Below are 20,280 nucleotides of genomic sequence, written 5' to 3'. Positions count from 1 at the left end.
ACAAGCCGCTGCAGGGAGGCTTTCTTACTAAGTAATTTGAGAAAATAGCATATAAGGCTGCCGCTAAGTTGTCAGCGGGGAATGTAAAGTACCTGTCCTTCGGAAACAGTCTGGTCGTTTAACCGGTTATACAGCACGATCTCCCTTGGATTCAGGTTATATCTTTCCGCAATGGTGGTCAGCGTTTCCTCGCGCTGTACGATGCACATTCTCAGCCGCCGGAACACATTTTCCTCCTTAGCGCCGTTCAGGAACAGCGTTTTCCACTCGAGTTCATCTCCAGTGGAGGCTGAAGCCGCAGGAGCCTCGGCTACATAAGCTTCCTCTGCCGCAGCATCACGGACCGGGGGGTTGTGGATCAGGTTCTGGAAGCCGAACTGCCCGGTTTGGCCGGAGGAAGCGTCACGGGTTACACCGAAAGCAAGGCGGGGTTCCTTAGCTTCAGCAGGAATGTATTCCTGTGCGGAAGCATCCTGAAAATCAGCAAGGCTCTCTTCCTGCTGCCCGTAACTTTCCTCTCTCTGATAGGCAAACGGTTCATCTATTGGAGGTGCCGACTCTAATGCCGCAGGATAGGAGGGTTGTTGAGCTTCGACATGGATCTCCTCCGGAACATACACTTGTGCTTCCGTTTCCTGATTATAATACGGGGACGGCTCCCTGTCTTCAGCCTGCTGTTGTTCATCAATGGCGGCGGACTGCAGCCGGCCGTAAGATTCGGCGTCCCTTTGTTCCAAAGGAAGCTCCCAAGGGAAAATCTCGCGTTCCTGCGGTTGTCCCAGCTGATCAAAAGTCACTTGCGCCGACTCGGCAGGATCGCCGTTATAAGGCTGCTGCGCCTGATATGGATCCTGATAGGATTCTTGGAACTGCTGAACCTGCTGCTGCTCATACAGCTCCTGTTGAGCCTGCTGCTCCTGTTGAAATTGCTGCTGATGATCTTCCTCTTCATCCCTGTACCCCGGGGCACCGTAAATTTCCGGCGCCTGGTGGACGGCAACGATTTCTTCCTCGTCCCAGCGGGACTCGATCGTCTCAGCGACCATCTGTACGCCCCTGAGTGTCAACAGCCCCGTTACATTCAAGCTCCGGCTTGATAACAAATCGATGTCAAAATTCTCGATTTCCACCTGGATGTCTTCCAATCGGTTGATGCGGCTCATCGGAATCGAAATTTCCACAGGGATCGTATGCGTCAGGTCCACACCGCTACGATAATCGTCTTCAGCCACATACTTGCCTGTTAACTGCAGACTCCCCCTCAGTACAGCTTGTTCCCCGTTGGAATAGACTTCAATATAAGGCAGAAGTTCCGCCTCTTCCAGCTGCTGGATGCCGGAACTTTCTTCCGCCAGCGAGAAGCGCTCATAAATGTCAAACCTTAATCCGTCCTGCGTAGCCACGGTTAGAATCCTCCCCTCAGACATTGCTATAAAAGTTGGTCAGCCAGACATACACAAATGCTTTCCATCTATGTATATGGCCTGGTAGGGAGGAGCATGACTATATTTTTAAGCCTAAGGAACGTTCTATCGATCCAGTTGCAGACCCAGTTTGGCGCAAGCCTTCCGGAAATCTTCCGGAGGCGCTGCTGCCAGTTCAATCTGTTCCCCCGATAAGGGATGGGGGAACACCAGACGCTCGCCGTGCAGCGCCTGGCGGGAGATGATATCCCGCCGGGCGCCGCCGTAGAGCATATCGCCGAGCAGCGGATGCCCGAGATGGCTCAGGTGCACGCGGATTTGATGCGTGCGGCCGGTCTCGAGGCGCAGCCGCACCAGCGAGGCGCCGCCGGAGGCTGCGACCGTGTCATAATGCGTGACGGCGGGGTCGCCCGTGGGCGAAACCCGCCGTCGCTGCTTATGGTGCCGGTCGCGGCCGATCGGCGCGTCGATGCGGCCCGAAGGCGGCGATAGCTCGCCTTGGGCCAGAGCAAGATAGATGCGCCCGATCGCTTTCAGGCGCATCGCTTCGTCCAGGCGCTGCAGGGCGTAAGCGCCTTTCGCATAGAGCACCGGCCCGCTCGTCCACTCGTCGAGCCGATGGACATGGCGTACCGCCAGCTGTTGGCCGGTCGCTTCATAATAGGCCGCCACGCCATGAGCCAGCGTGCCCGTTTCCCCTGTCGTCGGATGAACCTTCACGCCGGCCGGCTTGTGGACGACCATGGCATAATCGTCCTCATACAGGACCGTCAGGTCCATCCACTCGGGTTCGAACCCGGCCGGTTCGGCCGGAAACAGGCGCAGCCTAAGCCGGTCTCCGCTAAGCTGCAGCCCCCCCGATGCCTGCAGCCGGCGGGCCAGCTGCGGCGCCTCCAGCAGACGTCCGGCCACTGCAGCTGCCTGCCCGGGGGCGGAGGCTTCGGCCGCATCCGCCGCGTTCAGACGCAGCTCCAGCCAGTCGCCCTTGCGAAGAGCGCCGTCTAAACCGCTCATCTTAGGCGCTGAAGGGCCGTGCGGTTCGCTTCTATCGTAGCGTCGATATCCGCTTCCGTATGAACCGCGGACACAAACATTCCTTCAAACTGCGACGGGGCTACGCTTACGCCAAGATCCAGCATACTGCCGAAGTAAGCTTTAAAACGCTCCAAATCGGACGTTTTGGCCGTATCATAGTTGACTACACGCACATCCGTGAAGAAAGGGCATACCATCGATCCAACCCGGTTGATCGTGCTGGCGATTCCTAATTCGGAGGAATTCTTCGCAAAGCCCTCTTCCAATCTCTTCGACAAGCTCTCCAGCTTTTCATAAACGCCCGGCTCGCCGAGAAGCTTCAGCGTCGTATATCCCGCCGCCATCGCCAGCGGATTTCCGGAAAGGGTCCCTGCTTGATAGATCGGGCCGCTTGGCGCCATCTGTTCCATAATGTCGCGTCTTCCGCCGTACGCTCCGACCGGCAGTCCGCCGCCGATTACTTTGCCTAAGCAGGTCAAATCCGGGGTAACGCCATACAATCCCTGTGCGCAATTCAAATGTACACGGAAGCCTGTCATGACCTCATCGAAAATCAGCAGAGCGCCGTATTGGTTCGTAATTTCACGAAGCCCCTCCAGAAATCCCGGCAGCGGCGGGACGACGCCCATATTGCCGGCAATCGGTTCGACGATGATGCACGCGATTTCCTCGCCGAAACGCTCGAATGCCGCTTTCACTGTCTCAAGATCGTTATATGGTACGGTAATCGTGTTAGCTGCGACGCTTTCGGGTACGCCGGGGCTGTCAGGCAGTCCCAGTGTAGCTACACCGGATCCGGCTTTAATCAGCAGTGCATCGGCATGCCCGTGATAGGAGCCTTCGAATTTCATAATTTTGTTGCGTTTCGTGTAACCGCGGGCAAGCCGCAGCGCGCTCATTGTCGCTTCTGTTCCGGAGTTCACCATCCGGACAATGTCGATGGAAGGCACGCGTTCGCATACCAGTTTCGCCATCAGTGTTTCCATTTCCGTCGGAGCGCCGAAGCTGGTGCCTTTCTCAGCCGTTTTCTTCAGGGCCTCCACCACTTCCGGATGCGCGTGCCCCATAATGAGCGGCCCCCAGGAAGCGACATAATCGATATACGTGTTACCGTCGATATCGTACACGCGCGCGCCTTCTCCGCGTTCCATGTACACAGGGGTTAAGCCTACAGATTTAAAAGCTCGGACCGGGCTGTTGACTCCGCCGGGTATGTATTGTTTTGCTTCCTCAAACGCAGCTTTGGAACGGGCATCGATTCGTTTTCCAGGGTTTTGGCTTGTCAATGTTCACACAACCTGTCATATATATTTGGAATAGCTAGGTTTTCAATACGCAAATGGAACTTCTCTAATTGTAAAGAATAGGATCGGGGCAACGCAAATATTTGTGTTTTTTGGATCCTATCTGCACAGAATAGGCGCCCTTCCGGGCGCCTATCAAGTTTGTATGCCGGCTATCAGTTTTCCTGAAGCCAAGCCGCGATGTCTTTTGCAAAATAAGTGATGATGATATCCGCACCGGCACGCTTAAAGCCGATCATGGTTTCCAGCACGACTGCCTTCTCATCAACCCAGCCGTTCCTTGCTGCGGCTTTCACCATAGAATATTCAGCGCTGACATTGTAGGCTACCAGCGGCAGATCGAAGTTCTCTTTCAGGGAGCGGATGACATCCATGTAGGCCAAGGCCGGTTTCACCATCAGCATGTCCGCACCTTCCGTTACATCCGCTTCCGCCTCTCTGAGCGCTTCACGGCCGTTTGCCGGGTCCATTTGGTACGTTTTTCGGTCGCCGAATTGCGGAGTTGAATGAGCCGCATCGCGGAACGGTCCGTAAAAAGCCGACGCGTATTTCACAGAGTATGCCATAATCGGCGTATTCGTAAAACCTGCCTCGTCCAAGCCGCTGCGGATGGCCGCCACATAGCCGTCCATCATGTTGGACGGTGCAATAATGTCCGCGCCTGCTTTGGCTTGCGACACAGCCGCCTTCACCAGAAGTTCCAGCGACTCGTCGTTCAAAATTTCGGCAGTGCCGCACTCCGCATCGTAATGCACCATTCCGCAATGGCCATGGCTTGTAAACTGGCATAGGCAAGTGTCAGCTACTACAAGCAGTTCCGGAGCAGTTTTTTTGATAAGCCGTGCTGCCTGCTGCACAATCCCGTCTTCTTGATAAGCCGAAGAACCGACCTCATCCTTTGACTCGGGAACGCCGAACAATAAAATAGCCGGAATGCCCAGCTGGCGGACTTCCTTGATTTCCGCTTCCAGCAGGTCTAGCGAAAGATGATATACGCCCGGCATCGACGGAATCTCTTCCTTCACGTTGGTTCCCGCCGTTACAAACAGAGGATAGATCAGATCGTTTACAGTTAACGTAGTTTCGCGCACCAAGCTGCGGATTCCTTGAGAACCGCGGAGGCGGCGAAGTCTGGTTATCGGAAAGCTCATGCTGGGTCCTCCTTGCTGAATCTATAATAGTGTACTGAGATAAACCTCTATCGAGGTCTTTCGAAGAAGAGCGGCCGCGTTCAAATGTAGGTTTATTCGCCAATAAGAAAGCCCGTTTTCGTTTCCGAAAATTTATACTTTCTTATGTGGAAAAATGAATTAGTTCCTTAGTTACCATTGAAAAACACGAAGCACGAAGATTACAAGCGGGTTAACGCATCGATCATCGAAGGGAGCGTAGACTCGCTCGCCGTTAAATCAACCGTTATGCCTGCTGCAGCCGCGGTTTCAGCCGTCACAGGGCCAATACAGACTACACGGACGTTAGCCAGCAGCTGTACGGGATGCTTCACACCGGCGGCCTGCAGCAGGCCAAGCAGGTTCGTCACCGTAGACGAGCTGGTGAAGGTGACGATGTGAATGTCCCCGTTCCGCAGCAGCTCGGCAATCTCTGCTGCGTCCTCCGTCGACGGCACCGTCTCGTACATGTCAACGTCCGTTACGGCCAGGCCAAGCTCGCCCAGCTTGGCCGGCAAAATCTCCCGCGCCAGGTCGCCGCGCGGGAGCAGCACACGCTGCCCGGCCTGCACTTCAGGCCGGATTGCGTCCAGCACGCCCTCGGCCTGGAACTGGGCCGCGGGCTGCGCGTACACGGCGAGGCCGCGCTGCGCCAACGCCTCCGCCGTCTTAGGCCCGACCGCGACGATTTTCGCGTCGCGGCGGAGAGCCCGCACATCCGCAGACGCTTCGCGCAGTCTGCGGAAGAAGTGCTCAACCCCGTTCACGCTCGTGAACACGAGCCAGTCGAACGTGCCGAGCGCCGCGATCGCGGCGTCCAGCGCAGACAGCTTCGCTTCGTCGCGCAGAGGCTCGATGCGGATCACCGGGAATTCCACCGCCTCTCCGCCGAGCTCATCAATCGCGTCGGCCAGCTGGCTCGCCTGGCTCCGCGCACGGGTCACCAGAACCCGCTTCCCGAACAGCGGCTTCTTCTCAAACCACTGCAGCTTGTCCCGCTGCAGCACGACCTCGCCGACGACGATCACGGCCGGCGGCTGGAAATCCGCCTGCCTCACCAGCTCGGCAATCGTAGCCAGCGTTCCCGTCAGCGTCCGCTGCTCTACGCGGGTCCCCCAACGGATCAACGCCACAGGCGTCTCCGCTGAACGGCCGAACTTCATTAATTGCTCGCTGATATATCCGATCTTGGCCACACCCATCAGAAATATCAGTGTTCCCGTGGCGTTCGTGAGCTTCGCCCAGTCGATATTCTGATCCAGCTTTTCGGGATTTTCATGTCCTGTGATGATGGACAACGAGGAAGCCAGCTCACGGTGCGTCACAGGAATGCCGGCATAGGTCGGCACCGCGATCGCCGACGTGATACCCGGAACAATCTCAAACTCGACGCCGTTCTCAACCAGCAGCCCTGCTTCCTCGCCGACACGACCGAAAATGCTGGGGTCTCCGCCCTTCAGCCGGGTCACGGTCTTGCCTTGCAGCGCATAGTCCACCAACAGCTGATTAATGTCTTCCTGCTTCATCGTGTGCCGGTCAGGCAGCTTTCCGACATATACTTTCTCAGCTCCGGGTTTCATGTGCCGAAGCAGGCGGGGACTGGCGAGCCGGTCATAGACGACAACATCGGCCCGCTGAATACATTCGAGTCCACGTACTGTAATTAGCTTCGGATCCCCCGGACCTGCTCCTACTAAATATACCTTTCCCCTGTCCATCCGTTCATCCCCTAACCTGCGATAAAATGCGGTCCGCTCCTTTAGAAACACAGCTTGCCGCGACTTCCAGACCCAATGCGACCGGATCCGTTCCCCGCAGCGTTACCTTGATATGCTCCGTACCCTCCGGAGAGCCTACAAAACCGGTAAGCTCAACAACAGGACCTTCATCCGTTTCAGTCAGTACCGCGTACGCCCCGATAGGAATTTGGCAGCCGCCGTTCAGCTCGCCCAGAAATGCCCGTTCCGCTTTCACAGTCAGCTCCGTCATCGGATCGTTGAGCAGGCTTAACACTTCCAGCATGGGCAGGTCATCCGCACGGCACTCAATGCCGAGGGATCCCTGGCCTACGGCCGGGAGGCAGACTGTAACGGGCAGGTAATCGCTGATCCGGTCTTCCCAGCCCATGCGGTGAAGACCTGCTGCAGCCAGCACAATCGCGTCGAAGCCTTCCGTCTCCAATTTCTTAATGCGCGAATCGATATTGCCGCGGATCGGCTCGATTTGTAGATCAGGACGGTACAGCTTCAGCTGAGAAGCACGACGGAGCGAGCTTGTTCCCACCCGTGCTCCTTGCGGCAGTTCAGCCAGCTTGATCCCGCCTTTGGTAATCAGGCAATCCCGCGGATCGACACGTTTCGGAATCGCACCGTTCATCAAACCGTCCGGGAGCTCCCACGGCATATCCTTCATCGAATGGACGGCCATGTCGATATCGCCGTCCAGCAGCGCCTGCTCGATCTCTTTGACGAACAAGCCTTTTCCGCCGACCTTGGAGAGCGTTACATCCAGAATGCGGTCCCCTTTGGTCACAATCTTCTTAATTTCAAAACGAACCTGAAGCCCCTTAGCGGCACTCAGCTCTTCCAACTGCCTGATCACTTGTCCCGTCTGCGTCAATGCCAAAGCGCTCTGGCGGGTACCTACCACGATCGTACGCATTTATCGTTCCTCCTCTATGCGAAGCAAGCGCCGGACAACCAGTTTCCATTCTTCCGGCGAACCGCTGCGAATCCCTTTCATGCCTATTTCGTTCCAAATTTCCCTAAGCAGGCGATGCCTTTTTTCCGAAGGCAGTCCGCTTTTCTGAACCAGGTCCCGAATCTCACCCAGAAACTCCGCGGCTTGTTCAAACTCGATTCCATATAACTGCTCCAGTTCACGCTTAATATCCTTGGCTAGAGACGGGCTCGCCCCACCCGTAGACACTGCGAACGTAATCTTGCCCCTCCGGAGAACGGCTGGATCGGTGAAAGAACTGTCCTCCGGCCGGTCTGCCCGGTTGACCAGCGCTCCAAAGCTTGAGGCAAGTCTGCAAACGTTCTCGTTCACTTCCGGCCGGTTTGTAGCTGCAAAGACGAGAAAGCTGCCTTTAACATCCGTTTCCCGGAATGCTCTTTTCTCCCCCCGGACACGACCCTCTTTGACGAGACCCTCAATGACGGGAGTCCACTCCTCGGCAACCACAGTCACATCGGCGCGCGCTTCCAGCAGGGAAGCCACCTTGCGCTCCGCAACCGCTCCTCCTCCGACTACAAGGCAGTTACGCCCTGCCAGCTTAAGCATGACCGGATAATCATGACTCATCGCATCTACGCTCCGTTCCATCCGTGGAAACCGGAAACAAAGTTAATGGCAAAATTGAGAATGATGATTCCAAACGCAGCTAAATTCCACATGGCCAGCTGATCGCCGCCCCGGGAAGATTTGGCCCGGAACCATAAGTAATAGCTGTAAGCCGCTAATACAAAAATGGAAGTCCATACTTTCATATCCAATAACTGTCCCCAGTCGCCTACGACGATAATACGCATAACACCCAACGCAAGAGCCATAATCAGCATGGGCGTTCCGATCACAACGGTAAGATTCGTGTAGTACTCCATCGTGACCAAAGAGGGGAAACGGCGGACTTTATCCGTCCATTTCTTGCTTTTGAGCCTGTAATGCAAAAACAGGTACATTCCCGCAAAAATAGCCGATATGGTGAACACCGCATAACTGAGAATGGCCAAAGCGCTGTGAACGATCAGCAGTTCGTCGGTTACTTTGCCGTGGCGTGCGGGCGCAATACTTTCTAAATTGCTGAAAATATTTAATGTAAAAATAGCAAATCCAATGACATTCACAAAAAATACGATAAAATCAATCCTGAAAAACCGGCTGATGACCAGTGAAGCGGTAACAAGCAGCCAGGAAAAGAAGAACAGCACTTCAAACATCGTATACACAGGCATATACCGGTGCTCTACCATTCTTACGATAAAAAAAAGAGTCTGCAGCACCCATACGAAAATGAGCAAGCCTTCTCCCATTCTCTTCGCGCTTTTGTTCTGGCGGGCAAAATCGGAGAAATAAAAAAGCAGGCTCAGCGCATATATATAAATCGTTGCATCATAAATCCAACTGCTGCTCGCCATGGGCAGTCTCCTTTCTGTTACCCAAACGACAATAACCCCTAGGAAGGGGTTATTGCAGCGTAAGTGAACGGTGCCGCTCCGGCGGATACGGCCGGTTTATCGGCTGCCGGTTCCGGCTTAGGCAATTTTGCAGAACGCGGTTCCTCCGTCTGCCCTTTCAGCCTCTCTTCGAGGGCGAACAGCTTCGTAAACATATCCACCGCATCTTCTCCGTGCTTCTCGCCTGCCATCTCCTTCACCCGGTTAATCGGATCATGGAGCATCTGGTTGACAATGCTCTTTGTCAGCTTGCGGATGACCTTAATTTCACGTTCGTCCAAATCAGGAAGCTTCTTCAGCAGGCTTTCCATGGTCTCCTCGTGAATCGCTGCCGACTTCTCCTGCAGCGCCCGGATGACAGGACTTACGCCCAGCATCTTGTACCAATGATGATATGCTTCCAGTTCATCTTCTATCATACGGTGGATCTTAGCCGCTTCCTGCCGGCGTTGTTCGAGATTCATTTCTACAATTCCTTGCAGATCGTCAATATCGTACAGGAAGACATTGGGTACTTCGTTGATTGCGGGGTCCAAATCTCTCGGTACGGCGATATCGATCATAAACAATGTTTTGGATTTCCGCTTGCGCATCGCTTCCGCTACTTGTTCCCTCGTAAGCACATATCCGGCAGATCCCGTTGACGAAATAATAATATCTACTTCCGGCAGAAACGACGGTACCTCGGCCAAAGAGCAGGCTGTACCGTTAAATTTGTCGGCGAGTTGTTCAGCGCGCTCATAAGTACGGTTCGCAACGATCACCTTGCTGGCGCCGTTGGCATACAAATGCTTGCCCGTCAGTTCGCTCATTTTGCCGGCTCCCATAATCATGACAACCTTGTTGTTGAACTGCCCAAAAATCCGCTTGCCCAGCTCTACTGCTGCGTAGCTGACGGAAACCGCACTCTCCCCGATGGAAGTCTCGGAATGCGCCCTTTTCGCCATCGTAATCGCTTGTTTGAACAGGGTGTTAAAGATCGTCCCCGTAGTCTTCTCCCTTTGAGCCGTGAAGAAAGCTTCCCGGACCTGACCTAAAATCTGGGTCTCACCGATGATCATTGAGTCCAGTCCGCTCGTCACACGGAAAAGGTGCTCAATCGCAGGGTCGTCTTCGTAAATGTATAAATGCTTACTGAAATCAGCCGCCGGTACACCGAACCAATTTTCTATAAAATGGCGTATAAAATGCCCGCACATATGCAAACGGTCTACGACCGCATAAATTTCCGTCCGGTTGCAGGTGGCTACAATCACACATTCAAGTATGCTCTTGGTCTGCTTCAACTGTTCCAGCGCCTTCGGTAAGTCCGCGTCCTGAAACGCGAATTTCTCCCTGACTTCTACAGGTGCTGTCTTATAGTTTAATCCCACAGCCAAAATGTGCATTGCCGTCACCTCTTTCCGCTTCTAGATCAAGCCTAATTATAGCATAAGTCGACAAATGCTATCGATGGCAAATTTGAAGAAAATATGAAGAAAAATGTGCCATCTCCTCTTCTTCCCTATTGTAAACGAAAGTGACGGCACCTATACCAGTCATTCCCTTTCAACTACAGTTCGAGTTCTTCCTCCAGCCAATCGGCCAGTTTATCATCCGCATCCCCAAGCTTGCCGATTTGGGACGGGATAAGCCCGGATACTTCGCCAAACAAATTTTCATAACTGGCGTTAACAGGTTCAAAATGTTCGGCCATTTCCTGCAGAACGGCAGCTTCTTCTTCGGAAAGCTCCCTTTCGCCCAGCTGCACTCTGGTAATCCATTCCGACAGCCGCTGCAAGGAACGCAGTTCGCTCAGCCTTGAGCCGGACGCTTCCGCCAATTTGTTATGGGTAAACGAGGCTGAATACAGCCTAACCTTCAATGATTCCAGCGCTTCGGCTGTATGCTCATTCGCCGCCTCTTTAACACCCTGAGCGAGAAGCTCCATCTGCAGTCTGGATACCTGATAGAGGAGATAAGTCGATTCTTCCTTTTCCTGTCCTGAAGCCGGCAGCACCGCCCACTGATACACCGGCCAAATCAGCAGTACAGCTACGGCAGCGAGCAGCAGAAAACCTGCCGGGGATTTTCTTCTGGTCATTGTTTCACTCTCCCATACATCCTATGTAAGCCTGTTCTCATTGTATGGGCGCCTGCGTAAACAAATAACCATGGACCGTGAAGTCCATGGTTACATCATCTCATCGTATTATTTGACTAAGGCTGCTTGCTTCATTTCAGGTGTTTCCACTCTCAATTCACCAAGTCCGCGAACTAATTTCTTAGCATAAGTTTTCTCTGGTTTCAATACGGATACCATGTGGTCGATCGCAAGCTGCGGATCAACCGTTTCGCCGCAAGTGTAACAGTCAATCGCCGCGAAACCTCTCTCAGGGTACGTATGGATGGAGAGATGACTCTCAGATAGTAATACGAGCACTGTCGCTCCTTGTGGTTCAAACTGCTTAGATTGTACCGATAATACTGTGGCACCGCACGTCTCTGCTGCTTCGACCATTTGCGCCTGCAACCATTCTGCACTGTTCAGTTTGTCAAAATCGACACCCCAAGTATCAACAGCTACGTGTCTTCCGAAAGTTGAGTATTCCATCTTCCGGTTCCCCCTTCCTAGGAATAAAATGTGTTACAAAATTTCATCCGCTAGGACCTACGTCATTCACTTCTCCGAGGGAATAATCTCTCGCAACATATAATGTCGTCCTGAGTGAATCCTGGTTCCTATATGTGATTGTCAACGAAAATAAAAATAACATCTATCAGCATGAATTGCAACACTTTTTTTTGGAACAAAAGAAAAAGGCCCATCCAGGGCCTTTTTAATAAAACGATTCGATTTCTCAGTAAGCTTCAAGGGCAAAAAGTTTCTGCGTCAATGCTCCAAGTTTAAGGTCTATAGCCGACTTCTCGTCTTCCGTTGCACAAGCATTGCGCTCATCCAGCAAATCATTAATTTCGATATGAGTTACCTGAATGGCCGCTTCTACGTCGATGCGGTCAAACAGCTTCTGTAAAGAGCCTAATGTATCTTTATACTCATAGACCAACTTCTCCGAGCCGTCTTTACACTCGATGATCTGTACTGCCGTACCTTGCTCATAATGGTACACCATGGTATACCCTGTGTAAATCCGGTGCACGATCGCGTCGCCTTTAAATTGGGCAACCGCTTTGCGCATCGCATTCGCCAGCTTCGGGTTCGTAATCCGGCAGGAACCGCTGAACCGGTACCTGTTGCCTACCCGTTCAAACGTCAAGATACAATCTTGGGCGGCGTCATCTTCCAGTGCCAGCTCCTGATTGCCGTTGTCCAATACCTTCACCTGCAGATTCATCTGTTGTTCTGCAAACAACTGTGTAAACTTTGACATTTCGGCTTCCGTTAAGATCAAGCTGGTTTTGACATATACCGTCGCTAACCGCTGAGCCATCCATATCTCCCCGATTCTTAAGAATACAGCCTGTAATTCGGTCAAGCATTCCTTCTTCGTCTTATATCTATTATACACGAAGGAGCTGGAGCGCGCCTAACGGCTTTTTCGGAGTTTTCAGCGAATTTCTCGCAAATAACGTCCCGAAGCGTTAGAAGCGCAAGCTTTTGCTATGAATGCTCCGTTTCCTGCCGTAACCTCTTCGATTCCCTGCGGAGTCTACGGTGCCGGCGGTTGTTCAGGCTCTTCTTCGAGCCCGCAGGCTTGGAGTATATGTAACCACAATTCATCCCGGCCTAAACCGGTTTCGGAAGAAAAAAGAATGACCTTATCCTGCGGATCGGCCTGGAGGGTTTCCTTGACCATTTTGATATGCTTCTGCCACTTGCTCTTAGGGATCTTGTCCGCTTTGGTGGCTACAATGCACACGGGCAGGCCGTAATGCTTCAGCCAGTCGTACATGGCCTGATCGTCTTTAGACGGTTCGTGGCGCAGGTCGATGACATGCAAAATAAGCTTCAGCGGTTCCCGGGTTTTCAAATATTCCTCAATCATCCGGCCCCATTGCTCGCGCTGAGTCTTGGAGACTTTGGCATAACCGTAGCCCGGAAAGTCTACAAAATATAAAGATTCATTAATACGGTAATAGTTCAAAAGCTGGGTTTTGCCGGGTTGGGAACTAGTTCTGGCCAGATTCTTGCGTAAAATCATTTTGTTGATCAGGGAGGACTTGCCTACATTAGAACGCCCTGCCAGAGCTATCTCCGGCAAGGCGTCTTCAGGAAACTGTGCAGGTCCCGCGGCGCTGATCATAAATTCGGCTTGGGTTACCTTCATTTGTCGCTGCTCGCTTTCTAATGGACTTCTACTTCAACGGGTTTCACCAGAGCATGCGCCAACACTTCATCCATATGGGCAACCGGCACAAATGTAATTTCATTGCGCACGCTCTCCGGGATATCCCTTAAGTCCTTTTCGTTATCTTTCGGTATTAAAATCTTCTTGATGCCGGCACGGTGAGCGGCCAGGGATTTCTCCTTCAGCCCGCCGATTGGAAGCACTCGGCCGCGCAGGGTAATCTCTCCCGTCATGGCTACTTCCTTGCTGGCAGGGATGTTGGTCAGTGCCGAAATAAGCGCTGTCGCCATCGTAATCCCTGCGGAAGGTCCGTCTTTCGGGATGGCTCCCTCCGGAATATGGATGTGGATATCGTTCTTCTCGTGAAACTCTGGATCGATATCCAGCTGTGCTGCCCGGGAACGGGTATAGCTGAAAGCGGCCTGTGCCGATTCCTTCATGACGTCTCCAAGTTTACCGGTCAGCGTCAGCTTTCCTTTCCCAGGTAAGACGGTGACTTCTATCACTAGCGTATCTCCGCCAACTTCTGTCCAGGCCAGCCCCGTTACGGCACCGATCTGGTCTTCCAGCTCTACCATACCGTAGCGGAATTTCTGAGGTCCTAAGTAATCCTTCAGATCTTCCGGACCGATGGTAATGCCGGATTCTTGATTCGAAACAATGCGCTTCGCCGCTTTTCGGCATAGGGCAGCTACCTGCTGCTCCAAGTTCCGCACTCCGGACTCCCGGGTGTATTCCCGCACCAGCTTCAATAAAGTATCTTCTGAGATTGTCAACTGGCCGTCTTCCAGGCCATGTTCCGATTTCTGCTTCGGAAGCAAGTATTTCTTGGCAATCTGCAGCTTCTCTATCTCTGTATAACCCGGGATATAGATCATTTCCATACGGTCCAGAAGAGGACGCGGAATCGTGTGGGTGGCATTTGCCGTAGTCACGAACATTACATTCGACAGATCGAAAGGCACTTCGATAAAATGATCGCTGAATGTATTGTTTTGCTCGGGATCGAGAACTTCCAGAAGTGCTGCCGATGGGTCTCCCCGGAAGTCGGAAGCCATCTTGTCGATTTCATCCAACAGGAAGACCGGATTCTTGCTTCCGGCGTTTTTCAGCCCTTGAATGATCCGCCCCGGCATCGCGCCCACATACGTTCGCCGGTGACCGCGGATTTCCGCCTCATCCCTTACGCCGCCAAGCGAGATACGCACGAATTCCCTTCCCAGCGACTTGGCAATTGAACGGGCCATGGACGTTTTGCCGACGCCCGGAGGACCCACCAGGCATAGAATGGGTCCTTTCAGCTTCTTCACAAGCTGCTGCACGGCCAAGTATTCCAGCACACGTTCTTTCGGTTTCTCAAGTCCATAATGATCTTCGTTCAAGATCTCCTCGGCGCGAGTGATGTCCAGGTGATCTTCCGTCTGCTTTGCCCAAGGCAAGCCCAGCAGCCAATCGACATAGTTACGGATCACGCCGCCTTCAGCGGAGGATGCCGGCATTTTCTCAAGACGGTCAATCTCCTTGACGATCTTGTCTTTTACCTTCTCAGGCACTCCGGATTCAGCCAGCTGAGCACGCAATTCTTCGACCTCGCCGGTACGCCCTTCTTTATCGCCAAGCTCTTTCTGAATCGCCTTCATTTGTTCCCGAAGATAATATTCCTTCTGGGTCTTTTCCATCTGTTTCTTCACGCGCTGGCTGATCTTGCGTTCCAATTCCAGCACTTCGCGTTCATTATTCAAAATGTCCAGCAGCTTTTCTAGGCGGGCACGGACATCGATGGTCTCCAGAATTTCTTGCTTGTCTTTGATTTTAAGAGACAGATGGCTGGAGATGACATCCGCCAACCGGCCCGGCTCATCAATGTCCGAGACGGCAGCCAGCGTTTCCGGCGTTACTTTCTTGGACAAGTTAATATAATGTTCGAACTGTGTCAGCACAGTCCGCATCAAAGCATCTATCTCGGAGTCCGTAGTCTCCTGTTCCGGCAGGTCCCTTGCTTCCACTTCATAAAAATCGTCGTTATCCAAAAATTCAACGATTTCAGCACGGGTCATTCCTTCGACCAGCACACGGATCGTCCCGTTGGGCAGCTTAAGCATTTGCCGGACTTTAGCCACCGTTCCGATGCGGTAAATGTCCTCTTTTGTCGGTTCTTCAATATTGACTTCAGATTGGGAGCAAAGCAGAATCATCGAATCTTCAATCATCGCCTTCTCCAAAGCTTTTACGGATTTCTCCCGTCCGACATCCAGATGCAGCACCATGCTTGGGTACACCAGCAGTCCCCTAAGCGGCAGCAAAGGAATTTTACGTCCTCTTGATTTCGTTGTGCCCAATGCCATGCACCTCCAAGTAGCTGATTCTTCCAGTAGCTGTATTCACCCATTTTAGCAAATGTTCCATCAAAACACCAATTTCAGGGCCTCCAAGCCCCCAGGCAAAAATAGAACCGGCCGCCCTGTAGCTGCGGCCGGCTTAGGACTCAGCCGATCTCTTACCCTTGGGCCTGTTCCTTGGAAGAGCCCGCCTGCAGGAAAGGGATGCTCGCCGGTGCTATCAGCAGATCACCCGCCGCAGGCGACTCGACCGTTTCCTCCTCGGGCTGCATGCCAAACGAATGTTGGAATACTTCCTCGATCGTATCTACCGGAATGACCTTGAGTCCTTCCAAATTCGCGAATATTTCCTGCCAATTGTCTTTTGGAATTAAAACGGTTTGAGCCCCGGCCTGGAAAGCCGCCTCTACTTTGGCGACTACCCCTCCCACTGGTTTTACGCGGCCGTGAATACTTACTTCGCCCGTCATCGCAATCCGGTTATCCACCGCCTGATTGGTAATGGCCGAAGTAATGGCCGTTGCCATGGCAATCCCTGCGGAAGGCCCGTCAATGGGTACCCCGCCCGGAAAATTAATGTGCAGATCATAGTTTTGTGTTTTGTAACCGTGGCGTCTTAATACGGTAAGCACATTTTCTACCGATCCCCTTGCCATGCTTTTGCGTCTCAGCGTTCGGGAACCCCCGCCCATTTCTTCCTCATCCACCACACCGGTAATATTAAAGGTTCCTGTACCTGCGGAAACCGCCGGGATCGCTGTCACTTCGATTTCAAGTACCATACCGAGGTTCGCGCCGTACACGGCAAGCCCGTTTACGAAACCGATCTGCGGAGCATTAGGCACTTTCCTTTCCGGACGAGGCGGAATCTGGCTTGAGTTAACAACCCATTCGATATCCGACGCGGTTATGACTTGCCGGCTTTCCGAAAGCGCAATGCCGACAGCAAGCTGGATCACGTTCACAGCTTCCCTGCCGTTCGTGGCGTACTTTTTGACCACTTCCACAGCATCTTCACATGGCGGAAATCCGATTTTCTTTAACGCATTCGCAGCAATACCTCCGATTTCTTCCGGCAGTAAGGGACGGAAATAAATTTCCATACAGCGCGACCGGATCGCAGGCGGAATTTCCGAGGACGAACGGGTAGTTGCCCCGACAAGGCGAAAATCGGCAGGCAGGCCGTTTTGGAAAATATCATGGATAAACGAAGGTATGTTGACATCCTCCGAGTTGTAATAAGCGCTCTCCAAGAACACTTTCCGGTCCTCGAGCACTTTCAATAGCTTATTCATCTGAACGGGATGCAATTCACCGATTTCATCAATAAATAGAACGCCGCCATGGGCTTTGGTCACGGCACCTGGCTTAGGCTGCGGGATTCCGGCTACACCCATGGCACCTGCCCCTTGATAGATCGGATCATGCACCGAACCGATCAGCGGATCGGCGATTCCGCGTTCATCGAAACGGGCCGTTGTAGCATCAATCTCCGTAAATTTGGCATCATTCAGGAAGGGAGACATCGGGTTCTTTTTGGCTTCTTCCAGGACGACACGTGCGGCTGCAGTTTTTCCTACCCCGGGTGGACCGTAAATGATCACATGCTGCGGGTTGGCGCCGCACAGTGCTGCTTTTAAGGCGCGCAGCCCTTCCTTCTGGCCGACGATATCTTGCATCGTCGCAGGACGTGTTTTCTCCGCCAGCGGCTTGGTCAGCGAAACGGACCGCAGTTTGCGGAGCTTTTCCATCTCTTTGCGGGACTCTCTGTCCACCGCGGAACGATTCGTCTTCTGGTTCCGAAGCAAATTCCAGAAATAAATCCCGATAACAATGGCAAAAAACACTTGAACCAACATTAAGATCGTGCTGAAACTCATTAAGATCACCCTCCGGCTTATACAAATTCGGACAGCCTGAGCCGGTTGCCCTAGCAAATTCTAATACATGGTAGTATGTCCGTTCCTAGGGCGTCGTAATCGAAAATTGCCGGTCCTAACAAAAAAAGGCAGCCGTCAGAGACGGCTGCCTTACTTTATTCAGTTCGTAACCGGAGCCTGATGGTCTTTGCGTCCCGGAATCGTTCCCGTACGTTCATAGTGCTCCACGATAATGTCAATTTCCTTCTTCAGCTCATTTAACAAATCAGCCTCAGGCACTTTGCGGATCATCTCTCCATAACGGAAAAGCATTCCTTCTCCACGGGCACCTGCTATCCCGATATCCGCTTCACGGGCTTCGCCCGGCCCGTTCACCGCGCAGCCAAGTACCGACACTTTAATAGGAACTTTAATCTTGGAAATATAATCTTCCACTTCATTTGCAATGGAGAACAGATCGATATCCAGACGGCCGCAGGTAGGACAAGAAACCAAGGTCGCCGCGTTCGTAATCAGGCCGAACGTCTTCAGCAGCTCACGGGCGACTTTCACTTCTTCTACAGGATCGGCGCTTAGGGAAATACGGACTGTATTGCCGATTCCCATGGAGAGTAAAGCTCCAATTCCCGCAGAACTCTTAATCGTTCCGGAGTGAAGCGTTCCCGCTTCTGTAATGCCCAAGTGAAGCGGATATTTGAATGCTTTAGAAGCTTTCGTATAGGCTTCAATCGCCATCGGAACATCCGAGGCCTTGAGCGATACGATAATATCGTGGAAATCCAGCTCTTCCAGAATGCCAATGTGGTACAGTGCGCTTTCCACCATGGCATCCGGCGTTGGATAACCATACTTTTCGAGCAGATGGTTTTCCAGAGATCCTGCGTTTACGCCGATCCGGATCGGAATTCCTTTTTCTTTACAAGCTTTAACTACGGCTTCTACTTTCTCACGGCGGCCGATATTACCAGGGTTAATCCGGACTTTATCCACGCCGTTCTCAATAGCCGCCAAAGCAAGCCTGTAGTCGAAATGAATATCCGCTACCAGCGGGATATGAATCTGCTTCTTAATCTCTTTGATGGCTTCCGCTGCCTCTTTATTGTTCACCGTTACGCGGACAATCTGGCAGCCGGCTTCTTCCAGGCGAAGAATTTCGGCGACGGTCGCCTGAACATCCGCAGTCTTGGTCGTACACATACTTTGAATGATGACTTCATTGCTGCCGCCAATCGTCAAATTGCCTACTTTCACCGGTACCGTTTCTGTTCTATGATACATCGATATGGTCTCTCCCATGAACGCCAAATCTCCACCTGACCCGAGGAATTGCGGCCGGGTAAGGTGGAGCGTCTGGACATTATTTTAATTACGGTGTAAGCAGCCGGCTTATGCCGCCTTGAATTACGCCGATTCTTCCTTCTTCTTCTTGTCTTTCTTCTGGGTCAGCTCGGGCGCGATCTTGTCGTTGACGACCGCTTCGCTGATGACACAGTTGGACACATCGTCACGGGAAGGAACTTCGTACATCACTTCCAGCATGATGCCTTCAATGATGGCGCGCAGTCCCCGTGCACCGGTGTTCCGCTTGATTGCTTCTTTGGCGATCGCTTCAAGCGCAGCCGGTTCGAATTCAAGCTTCACATTGTCCATATCAAGAAGCTTCTGGTATTGCTTCACCAGCGCGTTCTTAGGCTCGGACAGGATTTTCACCAGCGCAGCCTCATCCAAAGGCTCCAATGTGGAGATAACCGGCAGACGTCCCACGAATTCTGGAATCAAACCGAACTTTAGCAAATCTTCCGGCAGGGACATAGAAAGGTACTCGCCCGGCTTCAGATCCGCTTTGTAGCCGTCAGCACCGAAACCGATCACTTTCTTACCGATTCTGCGCTTGATAATCTGCTCCAATCCGTCAAATGCGCCGCCGCAGATAAACAGGATGTTGGTAGTATCGATTTGAATGAATTCCTGATGAGGGTGCTTGCGTCCGCCTTGCGGAGGTACGGAAGCTACCGTTCCTTCGAGAATTTTCAATAGCGCCTGCTGTACGCCTTCACCGGAAACATCGCGGGTGATCGAAGGATTCTCGGATTTACGGGCTACTTTATCGATTTCGTCGATATAGATAATCCCGCGTTCCGCTTTCTCCACATCATAGTCCGCTGCTTGAATCAGCTTCAGCAAGATGTTCTCTACGTCTTCCCCTACATAACCGGCTTCCGTTAAGGAAGTTGCATCGGCAATGGCAAAAGGAACGTTCAGAATCTTAGCAAGCGTCTGAGCCAATAAGGTCTTACCGCTTCCTGTAGGGCCGACAAGAACAATGTTACTCTTCTGCAGCTCTACGTCTTCCAGCTTGTTCTGGGAGTTGATACGTTTATAGTGATTATAAACCGCAACGGAAAGCGACTTCTTGGCTTGTTCCTGGCCAATTACGTACTGGTCCAGAATGTTACGGATTTCCTTCGGTTTCGGTACTTCTTTCAAATCCAGTTCTTCTTCGTGACCGAGTTCTTCCTCTACGATTTCGGTGCACAGTTCGATACATTCGTCACAAATATATACGCCTGGTCCTGCAACCAGTTTACGCACCTGGTCTTGGGATTTACCGCAGAAAGAACATTTCAGCTGGCCTTTTTCGTCGTTAAATTTAAACATCGGA

17 protein-coding genes are annotated in these 20,280 nt (G+C 52.5%); all 17 read right to left on the bottom strand.

Annotated elements, in window-relative coordinates:
* Window positions 1–71 precede the first annotated feature (71 nt).
* Window positions 72–1,403 carry a LysM peptidoglycan-binding domain-containing protein gene (locus ACFSUF_RS08995; RefSeq protein ID WP_377602219.1) on the bottom strand — a complete coding sequence of 444 codons (1,332 nt, stop codon included), beginning with the start codon at window positions 1,401–1,403 and terminating at the stop codon, window positions 72–74.
* Window positions 1,404–1,529: 126 nt separating this feature from the next.
* On the bottom strand, window positions 1,530–2,438 hold the full coding sequence (locus ACFSUF_RS08990; RefSeq protein WP_377602217.1) for an RluA family pseudouridine synthase: 909 nt from the start codon (window positions 2,436–2,438) through the stop codon (window positions 1,530–1,532).
* Entirely contained in the window at window positions 2,435–3,745 is a 1,311-nt protein-coding gene (gene hemL, locus ACFSUF_RS08985; protein ID WP_377602215.1) for a glutamate-1-semialdehyde 2,1-aminomutase, read from the bottom strand. The genes ACFSUF_RS08990 and hemL overlap by 4 nt, the downstream gene beginning before the upstream one ends.
* 173 nt (window positions 3,746–3,918) lie before the next feature.
* Window positions 3,919–4,914 (bottom strand): porphobilinogen synthase, encoded by a 996-nt coding sequence (gene hemB / locus ACFSUF_RS08980; RefSeq protein WP_377602213.1) that lies wholly within the window; start codon window positions 4,912–4,914, stop codon window positions 3,919–3,921.
* Between the two features lie 200 nt (window positions 4,915–5,114).
* Window positions 5,115–6,650: a uroporphyrinogen-III C-methyltransferase gene (cobA, locus tag ACFSUF_RS08975; protein ID WP_377602211.1), complete on the bottom strand. Its 1,536-nt coding sequence runs from the start codon at window positions 6,648–6,650 to the stop codon at window positions 5,115–5,117.
* Window positions 6,651–6,654: 4 nt separating this feature from the next.
* Complete coding sequence (gene hemC / locus ACFSUF_RS08970) at window positions 6,655–7,593, bottom strand: hydroxymethylbilane synthase (RefSeq protein WP_377602209.1); 939 nt, start codon at window positions 7,591–7,593, stop codon at window positions 6,655–6,657.
* The gene (locus ACFSUF_RS08965; protein WP_377602207.1) at window positions 7,594–8,238 is read right to left on the bottom strand and encodes a precorrin-2 dehydrogenase/sirohydrochlorin ferrochelatase family protein; all 645 of its coding nucleotides are present in this window, start codon (window positions 8,236–8,238) and stop codon (window positions 7,594–7,596) included.
* Window positions 8,239–8,243: 5 nt separating this feature from the next.
* The gene (locus ACFSUF_RS08960) at window positions 8,244–9,071 is read right to left on the bottom strand and encodes a cytochrome C assembly family protein (RefSeq protein ID WP_377602205.1); all 828 of its coding nucleotides are present in this window, start codon (window positions 9,069–9,071) and stop codon (window positions 8,244–8,246) included.
* A 38-nt stretch (window positions 9,072–9,109) separates the two neighbouring features.
* Window positions 9,110–10,498 (bottom strand): glutamyl-tRNA reductase, encoded by a 1,389-nt coding sequence (hemA, locus tag ACFSUF_RS08955; RefSeq protein ID WP_377602204.1) that lies wholly within the window; start codon window positions 10,496–10,498, stop codon window positions 9,110–9,112.
* Window positions 10,499–10,662: 164 nt separating this feature from the next.
* The gene (locus ACFSUF_RS08950) at window positions 10,663–11,193 is read right to left on the bottom strand and encodes a hypothetical protein (RefSeq protein WP_377602202.1); all 531 of its coding nucleotides are present in this window, start codon (window positions 11,191–11,193) and stop codon (window positions 10,663–10,665) included.
* Between the two features lie 108 nt (window positions 11,194–11,301).
* Window positions 11,302–11,703 (bottom strand): adenosylmethionine decarboxylase, encoded by a 402-nt coding sequence (speD, locus tag ACFSUF_RS08945; protein WP_377602200.1) that lies wholly within the window; start codon window positions 11,701–11,703, stop codon window positions 11,302–11,304.
* 247 nt (window positions 11,704–11,950) lie between these two features.
* Window positions 11,951–12,541 carry a non-ribosomal peptide synthetase module gene (locus ACFSUF_RS08940; protein WP_377602198.1) on the bottom strand — a complete coding sequence of 197 codons (591 nt, stop codon included), beginning with the start codon at window positions 12,539–12,541 and terminating at the stop codon, window positions 11,951–11,953.
* Window positions 12,542–12,760: 219 nt separating this feature from the next.
* Window positions 12,761–13,378 (bottom strand): ribosome biogenesis GTP-binding protein YihA/YsxC, encoded by a 618-nt coding sequence (gene yihA, locus ACFSUF_RS08935; RefSeq protein ID WP_377602197.1) that lies wholly within the window; start codon window positions 13,376–13,378, stop codon window positions 12,761–12,763.
* Window positions 13,379–13,395: 17 nt separating this feature from the next.
* Complete coding sequence (gene lon, locus ACFSUF_RS08930) at window positions 13,396–15,738, bottom strand: endopeptidase La (RefSeq protein WP_377602195.1); 2,343 nt, start codon at window positions 15,736–15,738, stop codon at window positions 13,396–13,398.
* Window positions 15,739–15,896: 158 nt separating this feature from the next.
* Window positions 15,897–17,618, bottom strand: coding sequence for an ATP-dependent protease LonB (gene lonB, locus ACFSUF_RS08925; RefSeq protein ID WP_377602193.1), 1,722 nt, complete (start codon window positions 17,616–17,618; stop codon window positions 15,897–15,899).
* 159 nt (window positions 17,619–17,777) lie between these two features.
* A complete protein-coding gene (gene ispG, locus ACFSUF_RS08920; protein WP_377602191.1) occupies window positions 17,778–18,896 on the bottom strand; it encodes a flavodoxin-dependent (E)-4-hydroxy-3-methylbut-2-enyl-diphosphate synthase in 1,119 nt (372 codons plus the stop codon).
* Between the two features lie 123 nt (window positions 18,897–19,019).
* Window positions 19,020–20,276, bottom strand: a complete 1,257-nt coding sequence (clpX, locus tag ACFSUF_RS08915; RefSeq protein ID WP_377602190.1) for an ATP-dependent protease ATP-binding subunit ClpX — start codon at window positions 20,274–20,276, stop codon at window positions 19,020–19,022.
* Window positions 20,277–20,280 lie beyond the last annotated feature (4 nt).

Source organism: Paenibacillus gansuensis (genome assembly GCF_042684925.1).
Taxonomy (GTDB): domain Bacteria; phylum Bacillota; class Bacilli; order Paenibacillales; family DY6; genus Paenibacillus_N; species Paenibacillus_N gansuensis.
This window is presented reverse-complemented; position numbering and strand designations above follow the sequence as displayed.

Bases quoted from the DNA above. Each gene is read 5' to 3' on its own strand.
- ACFSUF_RS08940 (WP_377602198.1), bottom strand. From the start codon at position 12,541: ATGGCTCAGCGGTTAGCGACGGTATATGTCAAAACCAGCTTGATCTTA.
- ispG (WP_377602191.1), bottom strand. From the start codon at position 18,896: ATGTATCATAGAACAGAAACGGTACCGGTGAAAGTAGGCAATTTGACG.
- hemB (WP_377602213.1), bottom strand. From the start codon at position 4,914: ATGAGCTTTCCGATAACCAGACTTCGCCGCCTCCGCGGTTCTCAAGGA.
- hemC (WP_377602209.1), bottom strand. From the start codon at position 7,593: ATGCGTACGATCGTGGTAGGTACCCGCCAGAGCGCTTTGGCATTGACG.
- ACFSUF_RS08950 (WP_377602202.1), bottom strand. From the start codon at position 11,193: ATGACCAGAAGAAAATCCCCGGCAGGTTTTCTGCTGCTCGCTGCCGTA.
- ACFSUF_RS08965 (WP_377602207.1), bottom strand. From the start codon at position 8,238: ATGAGTCATGATTATCCGGTCATGCTTAAGCTGGCAGGGCGTAACTGC.
- lonB (WP_377602193.1), bottom strand. From the start codon at position 17,618: ATGAGTTTCAGCACGATCTTAATGTTGGTTCAAGTGTTTTTTGCCATT.
- ACFSUF_RS08990 (WP_377602217.1), bottom strand. From the start codon at position 2,438: ATGAGCGGTTTAGACGGCGCTCTTCGCAAGGGCGACTGGCTGGAGCTG.
- ACFSUF_RS08960 (WP_377602205.1), bottom strand. From the start codon at position 9,071: ATGGCGAGCAGCAGTTGGATTTATGATGCAACGATTTATATATATGCG.
- hemA (WP_377602204.1), bottom strand. From the start codon at position 10,498: ATGCACATTTTGGCTGTGGGATTAAACTATAAGACAGCACCTGTAGAA.
- clpX (WP_377602190.1), bottom strand. From the start codon at position 20,276: ATGTTTAAATTTAACGACGAAAAAGGCCAGCTGAAATGTTCTTTCTGC.
- yihA (WP_377602197.1), bottom strand. From the start codon at position 13,378: ATGAAGGTAACCCAAGCCGAATTTATGATCAGCGCCGCGGGACCTGCA.
- cobA (WP_377602211.1), bottom strand. From the start codon at position 6,650: ATGGACAGGGGAAAGGTATATTTAGTAGGAGCAGGTCCGGGGGATCCG.
- speD (WP_377602200.1), bottom strand. From the start codon at position 11,703: ATGGAATACTCAACTTTCGGAAGACACGTAGCTGTTGATACTTGGGGT.